Source organism: Photobacterium nomapromontoriensis (assembly GCF_050336815.1).
Classification (GTDB): Bacteria; Pseudomonadota; Gammaproteobacteria; order Enterobacterales; family Vibrionaceae; genus Photobacterium; species Photobacterium nomapromontoriensis.
In genome coordinates this window covers 1-23698 of sequence record NZ_JAKJSL010000042.1, presented here as the reverse complement: position 1 = coordinate 23698, position 23698 = coordinate 1, and the positions used below count along the sequence as shown (strand labels likewise).

General features: G+C 44.5%; 17 protein-coding genes, 4 tRNA genes and 1 pseudogene. 10 read left to right on the top strand and 12 right to left on the bottom strand.

The window, feature by feature from the left end; translation table 11 throughout:
* The first annotated feature begins 91 nt into the window (after positions 1-91).
* Positions 92-667, top strand: a complete 576-nt coding sequence (locus L4D12_RS17885; RefSeq protein WP_428449191.1) for a sugar O-acetyltransferase — start codon at positions 92-94, stop codon at positions 665-667.
* Positions 668-953: 286 nt separating this feature from the next.
* Here L4D12_RS17885 and L4D12_RS17880 read toward each other — a convergent pair.
* Together L4D12_RS17880 and L4D12_RS17875 are read right to left on the bottom strand one after the other, a co-directional pair.
* Positions 954-1044 (bottom strand) — tRNA-Ser (locus L4D12_RS17880).
* A 25-nt stretch (positions 1045-1069) separates the two neighbouring features.
* Positions 1070-1157: transfer RNA gene (locus tag L4D12_RS17875), tRNA-Ser, on the bottom strand.
* A 112-nt stretch (positions 1158-1269) separates the two neighbouring features.
* Between L4D12_RS17875 and mscM the strand changes: the two genes are divergently transcribed.
* Entirely contained in the window at positions 1270-4683 is a 3414-nt protein-coding gene (gene mscM, locus L4D12_RS17870; RefSeq protein WP_428449190.1) for a miniconductance mechanosensitive channel MscM, read from the top strand.
* A 111-nt stretch (positions 4684-4794) separates the two neighbouring features.
* Here mscM and L4D12_RS17865 read toward each other — a convergent pair whose 3' ends face one another.
* Entirely contained in the window at positions 4795-5247 is a 453-nt protein-coding gene (locus L4D12_RS17865; RefSeq protein WP_428449189.1) for an L-alanine exporter AlaE, read from the bottom strand.
* 662 nt (positions 5248-5909) lie between these two features.
* Between L4D12_RS17865 and L4D12_RS17860 the strand changes: the two genes are divergently transcribed.
* Positions 5910-7250, top strand: coding sequence for a helix-turn-helix domain-containing protein (locus tag L4D12_RS17860; protein ID WP_428449188.1), 1341 nt, complete (start codon positions 5910-5912; stop codon positions 7248-7250).
* A gap of 88 nt (positions 7251-7338) precedes the next feature.
* Here L4D12_RS17860 and opgC read toward each other — a convergent pair whose 3' ends face one another.
* Positions 7339-8958, bottom strand: a complete 1620-nt coding sequence (gene opgC, locus L4D12_RS17855; protein WP_428449187.1) for an OpgC domain-containing protein — start codon at positions 8956-8958, stop codon at positions 7339-7341.
* 333 nt (positions 8959-9291) lie between these two features.
* Here opgC and L4D12_RS17850 point away from each other — a divergent pair, with 333 nt between their 5' ends.
* Entirely contained in the window at positions 9292-10455 is a 1164-nt protein-coding gene (locus tag L4D12_RS17850; RefSeq protein ID WP_428449186.1) for a DUF5666 domain-containing protein, read from the top strand.
* Between the two features lie 65 nt (positions 10456-10520).
* Here L4D12_RS17850 and L4D12_RS17845 read toward each other — a convergent pair whose 3' ends face one another.
* The 5 genes from L4D12_RS17845 to L4D12_RS17825 all read right to left on the bottom strand — a co-directional run bounded on the left by L4D12_RS17845 (position 10521) and on the right by L4D12_RS17825 (position 17716).
* Positions 10521-11912, bottom strand: coding sequence for an amidohydrolase family protein (locus L4D12_RS17845; protein ID WP_428449185.1), 1392 nt, complete (start codon positions 11910-11912; stop codon positions 10521-10523).
* Between the two features lie 309 nt (positions 11913-12221).
* Positions 12222-13100 carry a DUF7281 domain-containing protein gene (locus L4D12_RS17840; protein ID WP_428449184.1) on the bottom strand — a complete coding sequence of 293 codons (879 nt, stop codon included), beginning with the start codon at positions 13098-13100 and terminating at the stop codon, positions 12222-12224.
* On the bottom strand, positions 13097-15886 hold the full coding sequence (locus L4D12_RS17835; protein ID WP_428449183.1) for a hypothetical protein: 2790 nt from the start codon (positions 15884-15886) through the stop codon (positions 13097-13099). Before L4D12_RS17835 ends, L4D12_RS17840 begins: the two co-directional genes overlap by 4 nt.
* Positions 15880-16449, bottom strand: a complete 570-nt coding sequence (locus tag L4D12_RS17830) for a condensin complex protein MksE (protein WP_428449182.1) — start codon at positions 16447-16449, stop codon at positions 15880-15882. Before L4D12_RS17830 ends, L4D12_RS17835 begins: the two co-directional genes overlap by 7 nt.
* On the bottom strand, positions 16442-17716 hold the full coding sequence (locus L4D12_RS17825; protein ID WP_428449181.1) for a hypothetical protein: 1275 nt from the start codon (positions 17714-17716) through the stop codon (positions 16442-16444). The genes L4D12_RS17830 and L4D12_RS17825 overlap by 8 nt, the downstream gene beginning before the upstream one ends.
* Positions 17717-17860: 144 nt before the next feature.
* Between L4D12_RS17825 and L4D12_RS17820 the strand changes: the two genes are divergently transcribed.
* Positions 17861-18715 (top strand): helix-turn-helix transcriptional regulator, encoded by an 855-nt coding sequence (locus L4D12_RS17820; protein ID WP_428449180.1) that lies wholly within the window; start codon positions 17861-17863, stop codon positions 18713-18715.
* A gap of 224 nt (positions 18716-18939) precedes the next feature.
* Here L4D12_RS17820 and L4D12_RS17815 read toward each other — a convergent pair.
* Both L4D12_RS17815 and L4D12_RS17810 read right to left on the bottom strand, forming a co-directional pair.
* Positions 18940-19030: transfer RNA gene (locus tag L4D12_RS17815), tRNA-Ser, on the bottom strand.
* 28 nt (positions 19031-19058) lie between these two features.
* Positions 19059-19144, bottom strand: a tRNA-Ser gene (locus L4D12_RS17810).
* A gap of 101 nt (positions 19145-19245) precedes the next feature.
* On the opposite strand from L4D12_RS17810, the gene L4D12_RS17805 reads away from it, so the two are divergent.
* The gene (locus L4D12_RS17805; RefSeq protein ID WP_428449179.1) at positions 19246-19449 is read left to right on the top strand and encodes a mechanosensitive ion channel domain-containing protein; all 204 of its coding nucleotides are present in this window, start codon (positions 19246-19248) and stop codon (positions 19447-19449) included.
* Between the two features lie 116 nt (positions 19450-19565).
* On the opposite strand, the pseudogene L4D12_RS17800 reads toward L4D12_RS17805, so the two are convergent.
* Positions 19566-19983 (bottom strand): annotated as a pseudogene (locus L4D12_RS17800) (L-alanine exporter AlaE); the annotation flags it as partial.
* A 453-nt stretch (positions 19984-20436) separates the two neighbouring features.
* On the opposite strand from L4D12_RS17800, the gene L4D12_RS17795 reads away from it, so the two are divergent.
* Genes L4D12_RS17795 through L4D12_RS17780 form a run of 4 tightly spaced genes read left to right on the top strand, consistent with a single transcriptional unit; the run spans position 20437 to position 23135 of the window.
* Positions 20437-20625: a PAAR domain-containing protein gene (locus tag L4D12_RS17795; RefSeq protein WP_428449236.1), complete on the top strand. Its 189-nt coding sequence runs from the start codon at positions 20437-20439 to the stop codon at positions 20623-20625.
* A complete protein-coding gene (locus tag L4D12_RS17790; RefSeq protein ID WP_428449178.1) occupies positions 20615-22237 on the top strand; it encodes an AHH domain-containing protein in 1623 nt (540 codons plus the stop codon). Before L4D12_RS17795 ends, L4D12_RS17790 begins: the two co-directional genes overlap by 11 nt.
* Positions 22234-22788: a hypothetical protein gene (locus L4D12_RS17785; protein ID WP_428449177.1), complete on the top strand. Its 555-nt coding sequence runs from the start codon at positions 22234-22236 to the stop codon at positions 22786-22788. The genes L4D12_RS17790 and L4D12_RS17785 overlap by 4 nt, the downstream gene beginning before the upstream one ends.
* Positions 22785-23135 (top strand): hypothetical protein, encoded by a 351-nt coding sequence (locus L4D12_RS17780; RefSeq protein ID WP_428449176.1) that lies wholly within the window; start codon positions 22785-22787, stop codon positions 23133-23135. The genes L4D12_RS17785 and L4D12_RS17780 overlap by 4 nt, the downstream gene beginning before the upstream one ends.
* Positions 23136-23698: the final 563 nt, after the last annotated feature.

Below are 23698 nucleotides of genomic sequence, written 5' to 3'. Positions count from 1 at the left end.
ATCCCGTCTATAGAATAGGCTGATGAATAGGTACCAGTGCAAGTGATACAATGTTGTGGCAATAAACCTATATAAGAAATTGAGAGACAACATGACCGAATTCGAAAAGATGCTTGCTGGCAAAGACTTTGACGGTGGCGCAGACTGTATTAACCATATCCGTCAAAATGCTTCTAACTTATTGCAGACCATTAATCAAAATACAGATAACTCTCAACGTTGTGAGCTGTTTCAACAGCTAATGGGCAATATTGCAACTTCTAGTGTCATCCGCTCGCCATTTTATTGTGAGTTCGGTAAGACGATCTCGATTGGTGAAAAGACTTTCATTAACATGAATGTAACCATGCTGGACGGCGCTAAAATTACTATTGGCAATAATGTGCTGATTGGCCCGAACACACAGCTTTACTGTGCTAGCCACGACTTAAACTATCTCGAACGTCGTAACTGGAAGACCGTCTGTGCTCCTATTACCATTGAGAATGATGTGTGGATTGGCGGCAATGTTGTGATCAACCAAGGTGTGACCATTGGCGCGCGTTCTGTGATTGCGGCTAATTCTGTCGTTAATACTAATGTGCCGCCTGATTCACTGTATGGTGGGACACCGGCTAAGTTAATCAGGGTGATTCATGAGAATAAGCACGATCATGAGAACCAATAGGTAATATGAGGGCAGTTAAGTCGGTTCTTCACCCTATCTTTAATCACAAAATTCAGATGTAAAAAAACCGCTAACAGAGTAGCGTTTTTTTTGAATGTGGCGGAGAGATAGGGATTTACTGCTCGCAAGCTCGCGCCCTTCGGGCTATTGCCCTTTCATACCTTCGGTACGGGCAATGTGCTTTCGCTTCGCTCAGGTGAACCCTGCCTAGGGTTCTTCACCCTATCTTTAATCACAAAATTCAGATGTAAAAAAACCGCTAACAGAGTAGCGGTTTTTTTGAATGTGGCGGAGAGATAGGGATTTGAACCCTAGGTGGGCTATAAACCCACGCCGGTTTTCAAGACCGGTGCTTTAAACCACTCAGCCATCTCTCCGTTGTTTTATATCTCAAAAGAGATATGGCGGTGAGGGGGGGATTCGAACCCCCGATACGTTGCCGTATACACACTTTCCAGGCGTGCTCCTTCAGCCACTCGGACACCTCACCACATTGTTGTTGAACGCTGTGCGTCTCAACGGCGGCTAATGTAATAATTTAGCGTCTCAGGGTCAAGTGCTTTTCCTGCGATTTATTCGAAACCCTGTTCAACTGGTGAGGAATGGTTCAATTTGTGGCTATCTCCGTCACCAACCATGCACTTCTTATCGATACGCGTTGCCATAAACTACAATTTAACTCCGTGCTTCAACCGATTGAGCCAACGTCACGGAGTGTTATGACCATCAGACAATTGTTTTTCTTGTGTCTTTCTGTTTCTTTATTTGTCGCTAACCTCTCGCTCGCTCAGACATATCGCTATGCCGACCGGGCTGAACAACTCACAAACCAAATAGAAAAACGACAAGCGCAGGCCAATACCCCTGATACACTCAAAGAGCTCGATACGCTGCTCAACGCCCAAAGCCAGCTTGAAAAAACCATTGAGTTTGACCAACTCACCCAAACCTATCGTCAGGTAATCGAGACCTTTGAGCAGCGTACAGCGCAACTCAAACAGCAAATCGCAAATTTTGCCGTGACGGCGTTTCCTGATTTTAGTCAAATGGACCATGATGCTTTGTCTGATGCGATCATGTTGCAAGATGCCAAGCTCAAGCAACTCGAACAGATGCGCAGCAACAGCAAAAATGAATTACAAGATATCGAGCGTGGGATTGATGAATTTTCTTATCGCTCATCCCAACTCAGAGAGCAAATCAAGAAAGAAGAGCAAACCCTCAACCACATTCAAAACCAACCTGATCCTGCCGAACAAGCACTAGTACACCAAATCTCACATCAATACCTCGTTAGCCAGCTCTACATGCTGGAAGCTCAGCAACTAAGCGCAGGACATCGACGCACTTTAATCAAACAACATATTCAGCTCGCCAACCTTGAGATTGATGCCCGTCAGGCCTACCGAAATAATCTTCAGCGTGAGTTATCACGCCTACTACGGGATGAAACAAGGCCGTCAAAAACAGTGTCACCGACCGTTACCGAAAATACCAATGAGCAGCCTGATGTGATCAGGTTACTCGCCACTAATAACCAGCGCTACCGCGCCGCCCTTAATGCCATTGCCACCAAGGATGAGCAAGTTCAGCAACAGCTAAAATCCACCAGCGAACAAATCAAGGTCGTTGAGCAAACAGCGGATGATCTCGACACCATGTCCGAATGGCTCAAGCTCAGTCCTGCATTCAGTGAAAATCTCCGAACGCGGATCAAGCGGTTACCCGCCAATCCTCCTATCATCTCGCTCGACAAAGAGATTGCTCAAAACCAAATCAAAAAATATGAATATCAGCAGCTTCTTGATTCCCTGCAAGATAAGGCCAGCGTGCCAGCCAGTGTGAATTTAACGGACGCGCAAAAACAGCAAGAAAAAGCCTTAACCACATCCAGTCAAGCGCTACTCGCTAAACTGGCAGAACGTACCGATACTCTGATTTACCAGCAAGCGACCTTGAAAGTGTCATACGAACGGCTCAATAGTAGCCTTAATGATCTCAAGGCACAGGCCGTTAAACAGCTATTCTGGGCACCGGATACGAACCCTCTGAGCCTGAATTTAATCATCGCCACCTGGGAAAAACTGAAATGGTTTTTTTCGCCTTATCAGTGGGTAGGATTCATCACCTTCCCCGCAACGCTCGACAGTCTTCCCTTATTCTTGTCGCTGGGGCTCATCGCATTGATCACCCTTGGCCTCAACTGGATCCGCAAATACTGGAAACGCTTTTTAAGTGATAGCAGTAAGAAAATAGGCAAAGTCACACAAGACCGATTCCGTTGGAGCTATACCAATGTATTCTTCTCCTTCTGCCTCGCCTGGCCAGTTCCGATCGTCGTCAGCTTGGTAGGGCTGGTTTTCACCGCCGCGTGGCAGTACCCTTTTGTTCATCACTTTGGCCAAGCCTTGACGATACCAATGGCGTTAGTGATGTACTGCTTTATCCGCGAACTCGTTCGCAGCAATGGCTTGCTTATCGGCCATTTTGGCTGGGATCCGGCTATCATCAAACGCGCATTCGGCCACTATCAGCGGTTGCTGTTAATTTACCTCCCCATGATGGTGATCCAAGATTTTGCGCATCTTTATAGTGATATTGATGTCAACGCCACCCTCGGCCGCCTCGCATTTGTGATCAGTAACCTTGCCGTCAGCTACTTCTTGTGGCGAATGTATCAGGAAAAGATCCCCATGACTTACGGGGAGCTACCAGAAGGTAAGGCCCACATTGGCCACCATATTTTTTGGTGGATATTGATCCTGATCCCCCAAGCACTCAACTACACCGCGCTCAATGGCTACTTGTCATCATCACAGTCGGTGATGGCAAAAATGGAGTTATCTGCGGTGCTCGGCGTGATCACCTTGCTGATCTACTACCTCACCAAACGATTAATGTTAATTCAGAAAAGGCGGCTGGCTTTTGAACGCGCCAAAACCAAACGACAAGAGATCATTGCCCAACGTATTGCGGAAGTAGAAGTAGAAAAAGAAGAGACATTCAGCAGCAGTGAAATGCAGATTGATATCGATGAACCTGAAATTGACCTTGATAAAATCAGTGCGCAATCGCTGCGCCTGCTGCGATCTCTATTGTTATTGATTTATCTGGCTTGCTTGTCGGTGGTATGGGCAGATTTCTATCAGGCAATTTCCTACCTAGGCGATATCCGTTTATGGGGCGTGACTCATACCATTGACGGCATTGAAGAGTTAAGTTCGATATCAATCAAAAGCGTCTTGCTTTCCATTCTCACCTTCTGGCTGACGGCGATTCTGACCCGTGACCTACCCGGTGCGATGGAGCTATTGATCTTACAGCATCTCAACCTCTCTCCCGGTACTGGCTATGCCATTACCTCGCTAACCCGCTACCTCGCCATTTTTTTGGGGATCATTATCGGCTCAGGATTGATTGGCTTTGACTGGTCAAAAATGCAATGGCTGATAGCTGCTCTTGGGGTCGGTTTGGGATTTGGCTTGCAGGAGATTTTTGCAAACTTCATTTCTGGACTCATCATCCTATTCGAAAAGCCGATCCGAATTGGTGATACGATCACAATCCGTGACTTAACAGGGGTCATTGCCAAGATCCAGACCCGGGCAACGACAATTGTCGACTTCGACCGCAAGGAAGTGATTGTCCCAAATAAAGCCTTTGTGACCGAGCAATTCATCAACTGGTCACTGTCTGATCCCATTACCCGTGTCACACTGTCTATCAGTGTTCACTATGCGGCCAATACCGATCTAGTCACCAAACTACTGTTTGAAGCCACCGATGAATGTGATTTGGTATTAGATAACCCGGCCCCTGAAGTGTTTTTCCTTACCCTAACCGCCGATAGCCAAAACTTTGAAGTCAGGGCTTATGCCGCCGAAACAGCCCATCGACTGAGCTTGATCCATGATTTACACAACCGAATCAAACAAAAATTCAATCACCATGGCATTGAAATTGCGGCCCCTCAACTTGAAGTACAAATGAAAAGACGTACTACACGTGCACGTTAATCCCGTGATTAACAATGTCTAAATAAAAAGCCCCAAAGCGATAATCGCTTTGGGGCTAAATTTCTGGGATTCAGTGATAAGTATTCATACGCAAGTAATGCGTTACAATCACTATACCTGCTGCTGGTAATAACCAGGAACACGGAACATTCGACGGCACATTTCAAGGAACTGGCCATACACTACACCTAATGCCCCCGAAACAAATGCATTACTGGTTACCGCCGTCATAATCTGATCGAAATCGGCACCAACAACTAACAAAATGCAGGCGTAAGCTGGCGACTGAAATAGCACATAAGCAAACATATCAGACAGCCCTTTCATCCAACGGCTACCAGATAAACGCATGCCTTGGCGGATCACTAAATCACGGAATACCCCGTAAGGCCAGGCAATAAGAATATTCACCGGGATAGATAATGTACGAGATGCTAATGACTGCTCGAATGTCATACCAGACACGAACACTTCAATCAGCATGCCTGTAATAAAACTAAAAATTACCATTGCAAACGTATCTGCAGCAGCACTTCTTACGTTAAATGGACCTTTAACAGACATAAAAAAACCTCAAATACAGCAATTGCAACCAGAAAGACAAATGACACCAGTTGATTTAACTGGGATTACAACCAACAACCAGTTGATTCGCGTATTAGAACAGCTTTTAACTGGAATTACTCACTAAAGATTTATCATGTTTGTAATTTTACGACTACTTTTACGTCACTATTCAGGATTAATTGCTACCTAGGCAATACTTTCGTGCTACATGGCGCTTTGACAACATTATTTCCCAATAAAATACACACTTAAACCAGCCTCAACGTGTGAATATCACGATGTTTAGTGCCAACTTTAAGAGTTGCAATCCATAAAACCACGTTAACCTACCAATTAGGCATTTCCACTCCCAATCCGACAGCCACCATCACCCATGCAATAAACCCATCACAAGCCACTGATAAAAAAGAACAATACCAACATATAAATACCGAACTATTAATCTAAAAAATGCCATTTTGGTATACAATTTTTGAGAACATAGTGGAACAAACACGACGAGTTATCATAGAATTTGAGTAGTCATCGAAATAAAATGAGATCAAACCGATATAAAACATAATATTCTCATCTCATTTCAGCCATTGAGATAAAAATCAGACAATAAATGTTAATCTTCAGTAAATATTTAATGCTGACACCGCCATACAATTAAAGCGATGGATAAAATTCTCTCTATTATCAATATGATCGAATCAATACTACCGGGAACCATCAGTATTGATGAGATAGCCCAGCGCAGTGGCTATAGTCGCTGGTACCTACAGCGCCAATTTAAACATGCAACGGGCCTGTCCATCGGACAGTATCAACGTAATCGACTCCTTAGTCTGGCTGCGCAGCAGATTGGCACAACAGATAACCGCATTCTTGATATTGCCATTGATTTTGGTTTTGAATCCCAAGAAGCCTTTGCCCGTGCTTTCAAACGGTTTACCACGGTCGCTCCCAAGAATATCCGCCAGCATGCCGTCTGGGCAGAGCGCTTGTCGTTTCCAGCCATTGATGGCAATTTACTCGCGAAAATCACTTATCTCCGAGACACACCGCTGACCGTCAACAACCAGCCTGCGATGCGAATGGCCTGTTATGCTATTCGTCAAAACTGCTTAAGCCGGGATGGCGCAAGCATTGAACAAGCCATCAATGCCAGTTTTGAACACTTTTACCACCAGCCCTTTGCCAGCCAGTTTACAGGGATATCCCCTGTCATCATTGAGCTCGCCGAACATAACCAATATGCCAGCTCATTCTTCCCACTCGCGATAGCCTTTCCCCTCAACGCCAATCAACCGATACCTGAGGCAATGTTTGAAATACAACTGCCTGCCCGAACAATGGCACATGTTGCCTTACCCGATTCCAGTTACATTCCAGCCGTCTTTTATCATCTGGCTATCCGAATGAGTGCTGAGCATGGACTACGCTTATCAGAGCCGCCACACATCTGGTATTACAATGCCGACCGAACATGCTTTAACGTCCTCTTCGCCGTTGAAGGCGCTATACCAGATAGCGATCCCCACCCCATATCGCTATCATCCCCTGATATAATCCATCTGCCTCATACCTCAACGCGGGTCTCCACCCATCAGCTATTACCTAGCCAACAAGCAGGTACACGCCGGCTATCCACATTACTGACACGGTTTAGCGAGCAGGTTCAGATTATTGCCGATACGGAACAGGCGGTGATTGCCTTTGGCGATACGACAATCGGTGATGATGCGCAGTATCAAATATCATTCAGCTCAGCAACAGGGCCGGAATCACTCCATTATGGCGGCACCTATTTACGAACGTTGTGGAAAGGAAGTGATATCTTCAGGATTGAAAATCACATGGAGCGGATGTATTTTGAACTCATGCAGCATCCCGAACTCTATTACACCCAAGGATACGAGATCATTCGGCATATCCTCTGGGAGAGGAGCGAAATCTCATTCGAGTTACTTACCCCGATAAAAAACCGTAGGGGTGATCGTCCGGCATCACGCTGAATACTCATCTAAACAAGAAAATAATCAGACATAAATACCGGACAGTGACAATGTTACAAATTCAATCAGTCGTTAATACCTATCAATATTAATACTGGGTCAAATTGACCGTCTGCGTCTGTGGTTTATGATGAGCAAATCTCACTTGCTTCATCGTCGGTGGCCCCATCAACATCGGGTTGTTAGAATAGCCCATCGCCTCTTGCGGCATTCCGCTACTGTCCATAGTAAGAGACTGGTTACCATCGCTATCTTGATAGGCAAACACCGCGTACTGTCCCACGGGTAAAGCATCTAACACGATCCCCTCACTCACCTGTAACTTGGTGTACGTTTGTTTATGTACACTGGCGGTCCCATTCAAATCATCACTCTCAGCAAACACAGACACTACCACGAACTCATTCACATCACGTGCCCCATTCACCTGTATCGTCAACGGGTACTGGCCACCTGCCTCACCAGAGAGAATACTGTCTGACTCGCCCTTTAATGTCCCAGATAAGACATTGATGGCCACCAGTACAGCACATACGCCACCGATCACCCCACCAGCCTTCAGCCTATTCATCAGAACAGGCTTCGCCGATTCTGGTGATGTGCTAGCGCCAGACAATGCCCCCCGCTGGCGGGCAGCCAAAAACCATGCAGGCAACCACAAAGAAGCGCAACACAAGGCCACGACAGGCAAATACGCTGGTGCCACACGCAACGAGAACAACAACGGCGCACAGAGGTAAATTAAGACCGCTTGAAAACTAAACACCTGTAATGAATAGCGGCCAAGGTAACTCAGTGGTCGCCATGTCAATGCTTGGGGGTAGCTCTGGATCACCACGGCGATCAGATAAACCCATACCCCAAGGCTAACTAACCGGATCCATGCCAGCTCAGGTTTATTACCCAACATATATAAGGTTTGTGGCTTAAAACCGAACTCCCACAACAGACCAGTCTGCGCCGCCATAATGAATGCTGCGACGACAGCACACAGCCCAGTCAGCGCAGGATATCGCCATTTGAATGACCGGTTTTGACATGCAAAACCGAGTGCACTACTGAGCACAAACAATAACTGCCACGCCACCGGATCAAAAAAGCCGGTTTGCACCGTCAATTCAGGGGCGACCCATGTATACAAGGGAGCCAACATGGCATCAGTGACCCATCCGCTCATCGACCAGCAAGCCGCGCTTACAGACACCGCCAACCACATCAAACCACGTCGATACGCTGCAATTAACAATGGTAGTAAGATCATAAACATGACATACAGTGGCAAAATATCGAGATAAAACGGTTTATTAATAAGCAGAACGCTAAGCATCAATGCTGGTATAGGCGCACTCTCCAAGCCGCTGACATTCGCCCTAAGTACCCCATGAGCCAAAGGAGAATATACATAAGCCAGGGCAAACCATACCACGATGATCGCCAGACACACCAAATGATAACTATAAATAGTCAGCGCCCGTCGGTGCGCTTTGCGCTGTGTTTCACGATCAGATAACTCACGACGGCTGTAAATAGCACCAGCCAGCAAGCCGGAAATAAACACAAACCCCTCAGCCGCCCCAAATTGACCGAACGGTTGCAAGGTAAAACGCTGTAAAGCCGTTGTCCCGCCGCTGATCCAAATCAGATGGTTGAAGGTCATCAGCAGAAGCAGCAATCCTCGCAGGCTATCTAACGCCGGTATTCTTTTCATTCTTCGTTCCTTATGATGAATTTTGATCATTGTGGAACAACTACAATGCAAAGATCTGACCGAATGTGCGCTTTAGTTGCCAATTCCACACACGAAACGAATTTGCAATCAAGCACTCCAGAACAAAACATTTAGCGACCTGTTAACGACAGTTGTACGCTAGATACCCACACTTTTAGTCACATTTTGTTACCATTACACCATAATAAAATGCCATTTATTGAAGCAACGTCATGCTTTGCATTTTCCTGACATTGGCCGGAATTTTCTGCTGAAAACCTATGCTAATTTCTGCTTCGCCAATAGGGCAGTCTTTTAGTAATAGGCACAATAATGAAACGATACGCAATGCTTCCTCTGTTCTCTCTTGCAATGGTTGGCTGTGGTGGCGGTAGTGAAAGCAGCAACGGCGAAACAACATCGCCAACCACTCCCTCTGCGGTAGAAGGTCGCATCGAACGCGTATCTGGCAACACCATTTATGTAAATGGGTATGAATATCAAGTAAGCGCAGTTAGCTATCTAGACGGATCAGCCCCAGCATCATTCCTTGCTGGCAAAGAAAACATGATGGTGCGTATCGCCAATAGCTACGCACGCCATGGCGGTGGTGTTAATGTTGAGCTTGAACCTACTTTTACTGGCCAAATCATTTTCGCGCCAGGCTCTCATGACAAACCTAACCGCTTCTTGGTCAACGGTGTTGAACTAGAGTTTGCAACCCTGTCTAGTAACATTCAGGATGGTGATTGGGTAATGGTATCAGCGCTACCCACCGCCAACGCAGGCTACAAAGTGCTATCTGTTATCGAGTTTAACAACGAGTTTGGTCACTTAGCCGAAGCCGAAGGTCGCATTAACAATCTCAACATCAATGCAGGCAGCTTCAAAATTGGTCAGTCACTGACGGTGCTATTTGACAAAAATAATGTCGATTTTGCCCTGCGCGAAGGCTTGTGGGTGGAAGTGGTTGGTTCATTTAATGAAACAAACTCGACATTAACAGCCGAAACCATCACGCGTGAAGATTACTCACACATCACCCACGACGGAGAAATTGAAGGCATCGTCACTTGGGTCGCGAAAGACAAACGTGCCTTTGAACTCAATTACCGCGCGCAAATCAAAGTCAATGGCGCAACCGAGTTTGATGATGGAAATAAGGCGGATCTGAAACCCGGTGCTTGGGTCGAAGTCGAGCTACGTAATAACCAGAACAAGCTGATCGCCGAAGAAATCGAATTTGAAGGCCGTGATGATAACCACGGTGATTGGGACAAGCTGGAATTTGAATTTGAAGGCTATGTGGCTGATTATAATGTCGCTGAGCAGTCTTTTTCCATCAATGGCAAAACTATTCATACCGATGCTCATACTGAGTTCGAAAACGGCGCTAACTTTGATACGATTTTCAATGAATTCATTGAAGTCGAAGGCATGTGGATTGACGGTAAACGCATCGCGCGTTCCATTGAGATTGAAGATGAGAACGACTGATCACCTCTCAATGTAAAGTGACCCAAACATCCCTCACCATCATCGCTGATAGTGAGGGAAAATGATTAAGCCGTGGTTTTCGATTTCAACCTGACCAGCAAGCATTGCTTAATTTTCTTATCGATCAACGATTCTGGGCTGCTCAAATCCACTGTAACATCGGAATCAAAGGCAATGTACAGATACTCTGTGGGATCCTTGACCTGTGGAAACACCCGATTAGGTCCTTCTACCAATTTACAGACCATATCGATAAAGAACGTTTCTCCCAATTGATGAGCACAAGCCAATGCTTTAATAAAAGTATGAGTACAACGCGGATGCACGTTATCCACTCCCAAACTATCCGACGCAATAATCGCCTCTTGCGCAAAGACTAATTCAGCCAGATCAGCATCGCTACAGAACTGACGGAAATAGGCCCCGATTCCTTCCAGTTCGTATACAATCTTGTAATATGCTTGCTCCACAGATAGTCCTTTACTCGCGGCGATCTCATACAACTTTAAGCCATTGTAAGCGGGCATATCACAGGCGATGATGACATTATTAAAATCATAAGGCGGGTTTTGTTCCAGATATTCAATGACTTCAGCTTCAGTCATTCGGCTCCAAGAATCACTTTCAGGCAGAAAAGCACTGATCGTGGTACAGGCAAAATTAAATGGATAAACATCCCAGGTCACCGGAAAGTCTTGTTGCTCAACCATAGCGTTAAAATGGGCAAAACGATCTTTAACATGACCAATATGCGTCGCCCCTGCAAATTTCAAGTGACTGATATGACAGTGAGCACTTGAACCACGGTGGCACACGAACACTTCCTCCAGCGACTCAAACACTTGGCTATTCTGGTTGCGAATATGGTAGTTATACACCGTAGGGATCTTCGCAACCAGCTTGGTCAGTAACAGCTGAAACAGCGTTTCTGGCAAGGTTTTTATTGGATGATAAGCTAAGCCTACACTGATCCCGACAAACGGATAGGAATGAAAGATCTTTGCCAGCTCATCAACATATAGATCAAGATCGGTCTGCTCAGTCACCGGATAAGAGAATAGATAGGCATTAAGCCCCAACAGCTGTAAATGTTGTTTGTCCGCACACTCAGCAGCAGCAAACAACTCATCAAAACTCGTAAAGATCGACCCTTTGGTACCAAGAAACGCCGCATATTCCTCGAACTCTTCACGCGATACCCGAGATTCATCAAAAACGGCATGAAAGCCACACAACCCGCCGATCTGAGAGGCGACCCCCATTCCCTTTGCAAACTGGTTGGCCTTAGCCGAGTCAAAATAAAAATCACTATGGGTGTGAATATCGGTTAGTGCCGGAATCAAATAACCGCCATCGGCAATCACCCCGTCAAAATCAAGGCATTCCACCTCAATGCAATCTCGAGCGGTAAAACGCCGCTCAACACCATCAAAAAACTTAATCTTGTTGATCTTCATATATCGGGTAAATCCATAGGGAAATTACCGCCAACATACGCGATAGCGCGATAAAATACGGTGAGAGTTATCGCAGCAACACAAACGCAAGGTTATTTATCTTTTGATTGTAAGCTGCATGCTTATCAGTTGTTAACTATGAGTGAGCTTACTGATATCATCGCCCTCCGCTTATTTTACCACTCACAACTATTCCTTTGGTCTTCTCGGTTATGAAACTGCCGATGAGTCCCCTAAAGATGCTGTCAATTATTCCCACAGCACAACCTTCAGTCCATAATCAAGGTTTGCCAATAATTGAGTCCGTATTTATCTGTCCAGCCACACCACTTCTTGCTCCAATGCCAATCCTTGTTTCTTCATCGCTTTAACAAGCTCTTGGAGTTCACTCTCTTGTTCGAACCATGGCCCAATATTGCGTTCAAAAGACTCAAATTCTCGTGAAGTGTCGAGCCAGAGTTGATTTTGACCATAGCGAGTTAATAGCTCGCGCCAGTTTAGCATCATCCAAAACTCTGTTCTTTTCCCAAGCCGCTCCTTCAGACGGCGGTAGTTGTTGAGCCCCACCCCATCATAATCAGCAAAAAAATAGACCATAGATGCCCTTTCGGGGACGGAGAGCCAATCGATCAGCTTGTTGTGCAACTGACCGCGATACCAAATGACGGTTGTTTTTTCAGCGCTCGGCAACCAATCGAGTTGGTCAAACAGCTCTTGGTTCTCCACCAGCCAGATAGGCTGCTGGCTGAATAGTGCGCAATTTTTGTCTCCGCCGATTTCCAATGCTGCAACGCCAAATTCTTCGTTTGCCTTGTGTAGTTGTTCGGTTCGTTTGTCAGCACGATACCAACAGGGATTGCCTCGCGTCTTCAGCAGTATATGGGTAACATCGTGAGTCACTCGCCCCGTTTTACTGCTGCGCGTCGCCGCGATATTTGCAGCTCGTTGCGGTGCTGATAACTGCTCGCCATAACTGGGGACTAATTGACGAACCTTGAGTTCAATAACATCCACATCTCGAATGGCATAAATAGCCCCTCGCCCCTTAGTCGAAACCAGAATACTTTGTGTTCTGCGCGCAAACTCATCCAGTTGCTTTCTTTGCGCTATCGTCATTATGCTGGCGGCAACGGAGGCAGGATGAACTTCTAACAATCGTGCCAGCGCCTTAGCTAAAGCTTGGCTCATAGTGCCGCTTCCAATGACGAGTCCACTGTTGAATGCTCTAATGACTCAAAAATTTGCCAACTATTGCGGCTAATATGGTTTTTTCCATTGGCTTGATGGATAGGTACACAATATCTTGCCGTGGTTAACGGCGCTGGCGAAGCAAAGATCAGTGAAAAGCCGAATTGCTGAGCAATTTCAATCAAGTTGGCTTGGTTTTTCGTATCAAGCGCCAATGCTTCATCGAGGTAACACACCGCCTTCATGTTGTGACGCTTATCTTGCATCAAGTGCAACATGGCAAGCCCGGTGACCAGTTTGGCCATCAAAACCGTTCCATTAGACGCTGCACTATCAATATCTTCGAAAGACTCTTCCGGCTGCCCTTGCTTGGCAACAACAAACTCTAGTCGGAATAGATCGGACACTCTCAAGCCTTGGCGAGCATTACCTTCTTCGATAAGAAGAGTCTTCGCCCTCTCCAATTCAACATCATCTAAGATGCTAGCTTGATCAAACAGATCGAAACTCTGTCCACTGTCGGTTTGTTCCGCTTGCTGGATCAGAACATTCATTGCATTTACTAGCGGCTCTTCTTCCATTGGCGCAATTTTAAATGTTTTTAGATCTGATAGCTGTCTATGGCTGATAAGACGATTGAACTCTCTCATTTTGGTCTGTATTACCCGCAGCCCATCACGTAACTCGCGTAAGCTGGCTGTAACAGTGACCACTGCTGAACGAGCTCGCCTTTCAAGCGCTTTCTTCTCCTCATCCAAGCATTGACTGAATTGAATGATGCTTTTTAGTTCTTCATCTTGAGTTTGAGCCATTTGAAACTTGGTTAGCCCTTTTTGCACTAGATCGTGTCTCATCTGGCGCAACTCTTTGGTGAGCGAATCTAGCTCTCGACACTCGGCATTGTAATGCTCAAACCGAGCGGGCAAGTACTCCAGTGACCAGTCTTCATCAAAGAACCAAGGAGTATGTAGCTGTTCAGCTAACGCCGTAAATATGGCTTGGTCATCGATTCGGTTCGCTTTAAGCTTGCTTACTTTGTCGTTATTCGTTGCCAACTCGATCGCCTTTTGCACCGTTTGAGTGCATTTTTCCGCCAATACTTTGCTCTTTTGATTTGCATTGGTTAGTTCATTCTCAATGGACTTGAGCTCATCGGATAACGTTTCGTTTAGTTTAGTGCGCTGATCTTGCTCTTTTAGCAACGTCTGTAATTGCTGATAATCCACGAGATCCTTTGCACACTCTTTGACGGCTCGCTCAAGCTGTGACTTCTTATTTTCTGCTAATTCAATTTCCTTGCTGGTTTCGAGTAGTTTGTTCAGTTCGTCTAACTGCTCATTGACCGTCTGTATTTCCTCCACCAACTCTTGCTCTGTTTTTTGGACATGCTGGGGGATAAGGTCCACAAGAGAAACACTTAATCCAGACAATACGAATTGTTCCTGAGTACCATGTTTCAACAACTGGTGAAGCGCATCAATATCGATGGCGTAATGCTCTGGAGATAATTGCATCATTTGTGAGCTAAACACTTTGTTGAGTTTTTCTAACTCAACGGAATCTAAAAAGTTAGCTAGGTAGAGATAGAGATTATTTCCCAACGTTTTATGTTGTCCCTGTAGGGCAACAAGTCGTGCCTTTGCTTCCGCAAGCTGTTTGCTCAGGCTTTGAGGCGAATAGCGCTGAGAGTTAACATAGAGCGCAGCTTGAACATCATAAGCTCGTTGGGCCAACTCACGTTGATTCTCTAGATATTGCTGATCAGGTATCAAAGCGAAGCGAGCAACTAATTCTTGTTGCTGTCGCTCTATCTGCAGGATTTGGGCAATTTGATTTTTCAGGTCACTGCGCTTTTCAACATGGACTCTATCTTGCTGTTGTAAATCATTTTGCTGCTGCTCAATTGCAGATTTTTCCTGTGCGAGGAGTCTAGCCTGATCTTCCGTATAGTCGTGCCATTGATGAAGCAACTCATTTATTTGGGGCTGACACGCGATAATCTTGCCTCTTAAGGCTAGGTTACGTTCAAATTTATTTTCAAGAACCTGTATCAAAGGCAAATTTTGTTCGACGGCTAAATACTGCTCTCGTTCGATATTGATGTCGTGAAAAGCTTTTTCCCATTCTTGCTTGAAGTCGACACTCGCATTAGCCTGATCGCGACGGAAAATCTTGAGAAGATATTCTTTAACGTCACTCGAATTCAGTTTGTCTAATCTTAATGTTTTGGTAAGTACTTGCTGAAATGGGCGCGCATCATTAAGGTTTTCTAATTTAAAAACCGTAAAGTCTACCTCTGCTGTTTTTTTGCTTTTTGCTCCACCATAAATCAAATGACGAAACTCTTTATCGTTGTAACGATAAACAATGTGGCCTTTGCTCGCTAGGTGATTCACCAACTTCGGTTGTGTCACCATGTTGCCATCATCAAGGCGGTAATCATCAATATCTAACTCCCCTTGGTAAGCAAAATATTCATAATCATGGCCAACACCTTTACCGACGCAACCAAAAACCACAGTGCCGCTTTGCGGTAGAACCGCTTCCAACAAGATGTACGCGCTATTGTTAGGGAAGTAAAAGCGTCGAGCTTTATCCAACGAGTGAGAACCAAAGTCCATTCGTCTTTTATCAATAATAAGCAGAAATTGCAGCGCATTAATAAGACTTGTTTTACCGTGGTTATTCGGTGCAATTAAGGAAACGGAATCATCGAGAGGTAACTCTGCTCGTTGATATCCCGCACTGCCAATTAAAGCCAGTCGTTGAAATCCATAATTTAACATGATTCGTCTTCCTCAACTTTCTGCGCACTATTATCCATTGCTTTCTCTGTTATTGCTTCAAAATGATCAAGGTATCGATAAACAGCGGGCAACAACTGCCAATGAATATTTTCTTGGGCAGCAAAACCCTTGCGTACTGCAACATCTAATATTTTCACTAGCGCATCTTGATCTAATTCTTCGGCATCCAGTAACGCTTGATGTTTTTCATACACAGCTGACAATAGCTCACGATCAATGATCCATTGATAAAACTGCCCAAGGTCGCGTCCGCTATCTGCTTGGTAGTCAAAAATCACCATAATCAGTAAAGCAAGTTGCCGCGACTGTTTAGTGATATTTGGATTACCTTCTTCATCATGAAACCATGCAAATCCTCGACTATCGATTTCAAGGTCAAAGCCCAAGTTCTTAAATAGAGCTTGATATTGATCACTGTGTTGCTCTAGCTCATGCCATAAAGATGCGTTGGCCCAACGATTCAGATGATAGCCAGAACTAAACAAGTTGAAGAATTCTTTAAGTTGAGAAAGCTCGTTTAAGTCAATGTGATTATTATGCATTGTCATTGTCCTCAACAGATGCTTGAGCAATGGAGAGGCCCAGCTCATGGGGGTGAAAAGTCACTAATATGCTATTTAATGCCGTGGTGCTCTGTTTTTGACTAAGCGTACTCTGCCAATGAGTCTCTCGAACAAGATCATGGTAAAGGCGTAATAGCTCCGCATCCGGTAAATAGAGATAATGCTGCTTAAGCCAAATCATCAGATTGGTGATGGGTAACGAATTCATCAAGTTACTGCGAAGCTCATCTTCATCAACCCAACGAATTAATGGACTATCTGGCGAGGCTCCTTCATCAGGAAATGGGACCGCGATTGGTTCAAAGTACATAAACTCGGCCATCAACTCTCGAATTTCATTACCCAATTGAACGCGAGTAGAACGTCGACTTTGCCATACAGGCAATCCCTCACTGATCAATCCACGTACCAGTCCTTTTTTACGCACCTGGCTGATTTGTTTACTGATGATGGATGATAATCGGTTGTGTTGCCTTACTTCTTCTCTTAGTGGAAGTAGTGTATCGGCACACTGTTGAGCCGTTATACGACCTTGATATCGAAGATCTTTTACTTGATACGCTATTTGACGCATCATCAATCTCTGTTGATACAAAGACCCACGAATCGATAACGTATCAACCACTTTATCTAAGGCATGCTCTGCACTTTCCAATAGGGGATAAAAACGGCCACCAAGCCCACTATCCATCATTTCATTCATGGGCTCGACATACTGATCGTAAACTTCTAATACTTCGCGGTATCGCCTCTCCATTGGCATATTTATATCTGCAGATCTAGCTTGCTCTGCAATTTCGAAAATGGCTTGTTTATCTTGGGCAAGCTGCTGTGCAATTTTCCGTGTTAATTCGGCCAATTTATGTGCACCGGAGCGAAGAAGATCATTATCCGACTCTTCCAGTCCTTTTAATATTTGACCCGTTGCCTCTTTTATTGCCTCAACACGTACCCTTAATACATCAGATAGACCGAGTTCATGTTCCTGAGTCAGTCCTCTTACAAAATCCATCACTAATGGGTTGAGTTGATAATCACTGGTTCGGCTCATTGACTGCAAAACATCTGCATTCACTAAGGCGCTTAAGACGCTGTTGCTATCGCTTTCTTTGTGCTTGTATTGATTGATGACGTGCTCAAGCATACGCAGCTCAAACGCTGGGTGCTCTCGAGATAACCGTGCCAACTCTTCAACCACTTCCCAATGACGATGTAATTGAAAAATGAGACTTTTGGGTGCAGCCATGTCATTACCCTTTTACTCAGAGACTTAGTGTTAGATTGCAGTGAACCATTGACCAATTAAAACTAAGCTCATAATGTACCTACAACGGCGACAGGTAAATACTGAATACATAAACATGTCGAGTAACTAGACAGGAATCGAACAATGAGTAACTGGCCTATTCGATGGGATCTGCTGTTTCGATACAGAATGATTGAAATTATTGCGTTATGGGAAGGAAGGCTGACCACCAATCACTTAATCCAGAGTTTTGGTATTGGCCGTCAGCAGGCGTCAAAGGACATTAACAGCTACTTGACAGAGATCGCGCCAGATAACCTCATCTACGATAAGCACCTAAAAGGCTATAAACCTAGTGGGAACTTTGTGCCTCAGCTTACCCGTGGTCATGCAGACGAGTACTTGCATGTTTTATCTCGCACTGAAGACATGACGGTTACTTTTGACCAGCTTGATATGGGGTTTGAAAATACAGCAATGATCCGCCCAGTGACACGTAACATTGCACCCGAAATTTTACGCCCTCTGGTTCAAGCAATTCGCGAAAAAAAACGTGTCGATATAAGCTACACATCCTTAAAAAACGGCGAAGTAGTTGAACGAATCATTTCACCTCATACACTCGTTTGTACACCACTACGCTGGCATGTTAGAGCTTACTGTGAACAATCTAAGGACTATCGAGACTTCGTATTAAGCCGAATTCATGACATTCCTGATTTAAATGATAACGCTATATATGGAAAACAAGGTGACGCACTTTGGAACACGTGTCTTGATGTAGAACTCGTGCCCGACGCTCGCTTTAACGAAAAGCAAAAAGCGGTGATAGAAAAAGATTACGGCATGAATGATGGCGCTCTCAGCATAGCGACAAACGCGTCACTCATCAGGTATGTTCTCGATTCATACAACATTGATATTCATACTCAAAAATCTAACCCTCAAGGACAGCAGATTATTGTTAAGAACATGGATGAGTTGATGCAATATCTCTAGTCACTACAGTTGTCAATTTGGACGATTTTTTACATCCAACAAAGCCCCTTTTATTTCTACTGAGCTTTGAATGTAGCTAAACTAAAACAAGAAATGGTGGGATTGACTGCTCGCAAGCTCGCGCCCTTCGGGCTATTGCCGTTTAAGCGGGTTCTTCACCCTATCTTTTATCACAAAATTCAGATGTAAAAAAACCGCTAACAGAGTAGCGGTTTTTTTGAATGTGGCGGAGAGATAGGGATTTGAACCCTAGGTGGGCTATAAACCCACGCCGGTTTTCAAGACCGGTGCTTTAAACCACTCAGCCATCTCTCCGTTGTTTTATATCTCAAAAGAGATACGGCGGTGAGGGGGGGGATTCGAATCCTCGATACGTTGCCGTATACACACTTTCCAGGCGTGCTTCTTCAGCCACTCGGACACCTCACCACATTGTTGTTGAACGCTGTGCGTCTCAACGGCGGCCAATGTAATAACTTAGCGCTTCAGGGTCAAGTGCTTTTCCTGCGATTTATCCCAACTGGTGAGGAATGGATCAAATTGTGGCAATCTGCATCACCATTCGCGATTTAACTGGCGTGATCGCAAAAATCCAAACCCATGAAACCACCATCATCGACTTTGATCAAAAAAAGGTGATTGTTCCGAACAGAGCCCTATCAATCAATGTCCACTATGTTGCCAATACCCGGTTACCAAAATTAATAGCACCATATAAAAAGCGCTATGTATAAAAGCACCAAAGTAAAAAGCCCCAGCAGGATATCCTACTGGGGCTAAAATTGTATGGTTCAATGATGATCAAACGACACGCAATTAATGCGTTAAAATCACTATACTGGCTGGTAGTAACCCGGAACATGCGACGGCACATTTCAAGGAACAGGCCGTAACCCCCCCCTAAAGCACCAGACACAAACGCATTACTGGTCACAGCCGTTATGATTTGATCAAAATCAGCGCCAACGACTAATAAAATACAGGCATAAGCTGGCGACTGAAACAGCACGTAGGCAAACATATCAGACAGCCCTTTCATCCATCGGCCATCAGATAAACGCATACCTTGGTGAATCACGAAATACCCCGTAAGGCCAGGCAATCAAAATATTGACCGGGATCGACAAGGTACGAGATGCTAATGACTGCTCGAATGTCATACCGGACACGAACACTTCGATCAGCATGCCTGTAATAAAACTAAAAATCACCATTGCAAACGTATCTGCAGCAGCACTTCTTACGTTAAATGGGCCTTTAACAGACATAAAAAACCTCAAATACAGCAATTGCAACCAGAAAGGCAAATAACACCAGTTTATTTAACTGGGATAACAATCAACGACCAGTTAATTCGCGTATTAGAACAGCTATTTAATAGAATAGCTCACCAAAGGTTTATCATGTTTATAATTTTACAACTACTCTTGTGTCACTATTTAGTATTAATCGCCACCTTGGCAATACTTTCGTGCTACATGGTACAGGTATCAGAGGGACAGGACGCGTTCTAAACATTGCTTACAACATTGTCTTGAATACATTAAAAACTCTCACCAAGATAAGTAACAACAATTCCTTTCAATCTTACCCATATACATAGCGTTAACTTGCATATGCAAAAAGCCTATAAAAACAGTCAATTCACCCACTAATACAGTGAGAAAGCAACCCGCTTATTTTGGTATGTTTTTTCTTATTTTCAATCGAGTAGACGAATAGTGAGTGTCACCATTAACGCTAATGGATTGAGCATTGTACACAAAGGCTCTGGCGGTGAGGCCAGCGCCACATTGCCCGATGTTTGCTTAACCACACAAGGTAACGCCGTTATTCCTATCCTTTATGGTAATTCGGCAAAATCAAGCCATGACCTCTGGCAACTGGATATGGGGTGTCATGATTGGTGACTTAAATCAAGACCCCACATCCGGTCAATTAATGTTAAGTACCATACTAAGTGTTGTTCCCGGCGTTGACCAAGTCATGGACGCGCGTGATATTGCAATTAACCTATTTTATCTCACTGAAGAAGAAAACCAACAAAACCCTGAATATTGGTTTGGCTTAACTTTAACTGCGATTGGGGCAGTCCCTGCCATTGGTTCTGTCATGAAAGGTGTAGGCAAGGCAATCCAAGCGGAAAAATCGCGCGATGATCTCTTTGCAGTGCTTCGTGGTATGGGCAAAGGGAGCGTTGAAACATTCATCGCAAATATTGATTGGCAGTTTATCCAACAGCAAGTGTTACAGGTTGTCATCGAAGTGGTTGATAACTTTTCAAACGTGCTGTGCACCTTAGCGGATTACGCCGATAAGTTTGGTTATGATGCCTATGCCAGTGAAATTACCCACTTTAATGCTCAAATGAACGACGTGAGCAAACTCGCCCATGACCAATTGCCTAGTGCAATCGGTTATTTCCAGCAGTTGCTCGATGTCTGCATGAAAAAAGGCAAATCCAGCCCAACAAAAGGTAAGCCGGAAAAAACAGGCACCGCTCAGTCTGGTACACAGAGCGACACCGTCCATCAGGATAAAGCGAATAAAAAGCCAAAAACATGTTGGCTTTGCGAACGAAAGAGTGCCACAAAAGAGCAAAAAAACTCAGGTGGGAATTATTGCAAACATAAGAAATTAAAAAGAGAATATTATAAAAAAACTGACAGCGAATACGGTTTTACATTTCGCGGTTTGTATCGCCCAACAAAGATAAAAGGTATCGTCTATCCTGCCAATGGTCATTATCCATGGCATTTACTTAAAGAGCACGGTTACTTAAGCAACGGCAGTCCGATGAAACATCCGCTTTACCTTCGATGCTATGATACCGATGAGAAAGGGCACTATGTTTACCCTCACCATGTTTGGACAAAGCAGGAATTTAAACAACTAAAAGAGCAGGGATTGATCGAAAAAGGAACAAAACATACCCCCGGCACCATTTTGGCGGCGCACCATATCATTACATGCGACGAACTGTGGGAAAATATGTTTTTGTATGAAAAACTGCCCCACCTTGGGTACGATGTGAACGCGTGGCACAACATTGTGGTACTTCCAACCGTCCCTAAGCTGGCATGTTTTTATGAAATGCCTCTGCATTCAGGGCCCCACCCTACGCCTTATACCGATAACATACGTCTCCAGTTAAAAGCATTAGCAAATAAAATCAAGCAATCGAAATTCTGTGACAAACAAGGCCATCTGGCGGCGAAGCTAATTTGCAAAGAAATGAGAGAAATCAGTAAAGAAATTCTTGAACTCATCGCTGATTTTCATTCCAAAGGGGCCTTAAATACCAAGTATCACGATGTTTATAAAGCAGGTAATAAGGGTTGTTGTAATCGACAATTACACAGCGATATTCAAATCCATTATAAAGAACTATCAATGTGCCGCCATCGAATAGCGGCAAAATCAGACAGTAGCCTACATCATGATTTTAGAACCACACAAGCGGGTCAACCTACACGCATAGCCTATTCCGGCACTGTTGCCGTAGCATTGGAGACAAAATGAATTACTATTTACTCTTTGGCAGCTTTGAGGATGGGGAAGGTTCTTTTGGGGAGCTAGAGCCACAGAAACTGGACTTTTACCATCCCTCTTATTCGCTACACAAGAAAGTATCCACATTAAAGGTTAGTGAGTGTTACGAAGAACGGGGTATGTCCGATTTTCTCAAAATAGGACTTGGAAAATTAGCCAGTGCCAAGGTACAACAAGTATTCTTTGAGCATGGCTTTACTGGCATTCAATTTTTACCTGTGGTGGTAAAAAATGAACAAGAATACACTGATTACGCATTCATCAATCCGATTGCACACTATGACCTGCTAGACCCTAGGGCGTCAAGAGCGCGTCGTTATAGTGAGGCTATTGGTGGATTCTCAAGCCTTTATGACCCGATTATTGACCGTGATAAATTCAATAACACGAACTTCAAACATGATTGCTTCACGCTATCAACCATAAAACAAGACTATTATGTAAACGAAACCGTGAAATTAGCCCTTGAAGCCGCTGGCGTGAAAGGCATTACCTTTATGCCAATGGAGTTTTCATCATGATCCAGCAAGCTTATAAACAACCGGGGTTATTGGCAGACAAACCCAACACCACGATTTTTCCAATGATGAGCGATGTCGTTTTGGTGTTTTTCCCAACCCCGGGCGTATTTGTGCGCGACAACCTCGTTTTATCAGAGTCATACGCGGCACAACCTGTTGTCTATTACGATGAGAATAGCGTCCCGCTTGAYGATATGTACRTCTTCATTCCTGCGGTTAAACTTGAGCACTATCAAGGCACAGGGTTAGCATACTCGGAAAATACGCTTCATTTCGAACCWGAGTTGATTGAAGCGCTTGCGACCCAATCCCCAAGCATCATCGAACATTCGCATAGTTTGATGTAAGCCCGTGGCCGTCCGGTATCTCGCCGATGCCGGATGTTTTATACCATTTACCCAACGGTACGTACGTTCATGCTAATGATATTCGTATCCCTGTTCGTTATGTCGGGAAAATGAGCAAGGCCAATATTCGTTGCATTAGAAGAAAATTGTGGTGCTGCCAACCATACCGGATCTAGCGTGTTTTTATGAACTGCTGCTAAATTCTGTGACAAACAAGATCATCTGGCGGCAGAGCAGATATGCAAGGAAATGAAAACCTTACGTAAGCGCACTCTTAAACTGATTAATAATTTTGACTAAAAGGGGCTTTGAATAAGCAAAATCAGACAGTAGCCAACATCATGATTTTAAAACCACACAAGCGGGTCAACCTACACGCATAGCCTATTCCGGCACTGTTGCCGTAGCATTGGAGACAAAATGAATTACTATTTACTCTTTGGCAGCTTTGAGGATGGGGAAGGTTCTTTTGGGGAGCTAGAGCCACAGAAACTGGACTTTTACCATCCCTCTTATTCGCTACACAAGAAAGTATCCACATTAAAGGTTAGTGAGTGTTACGA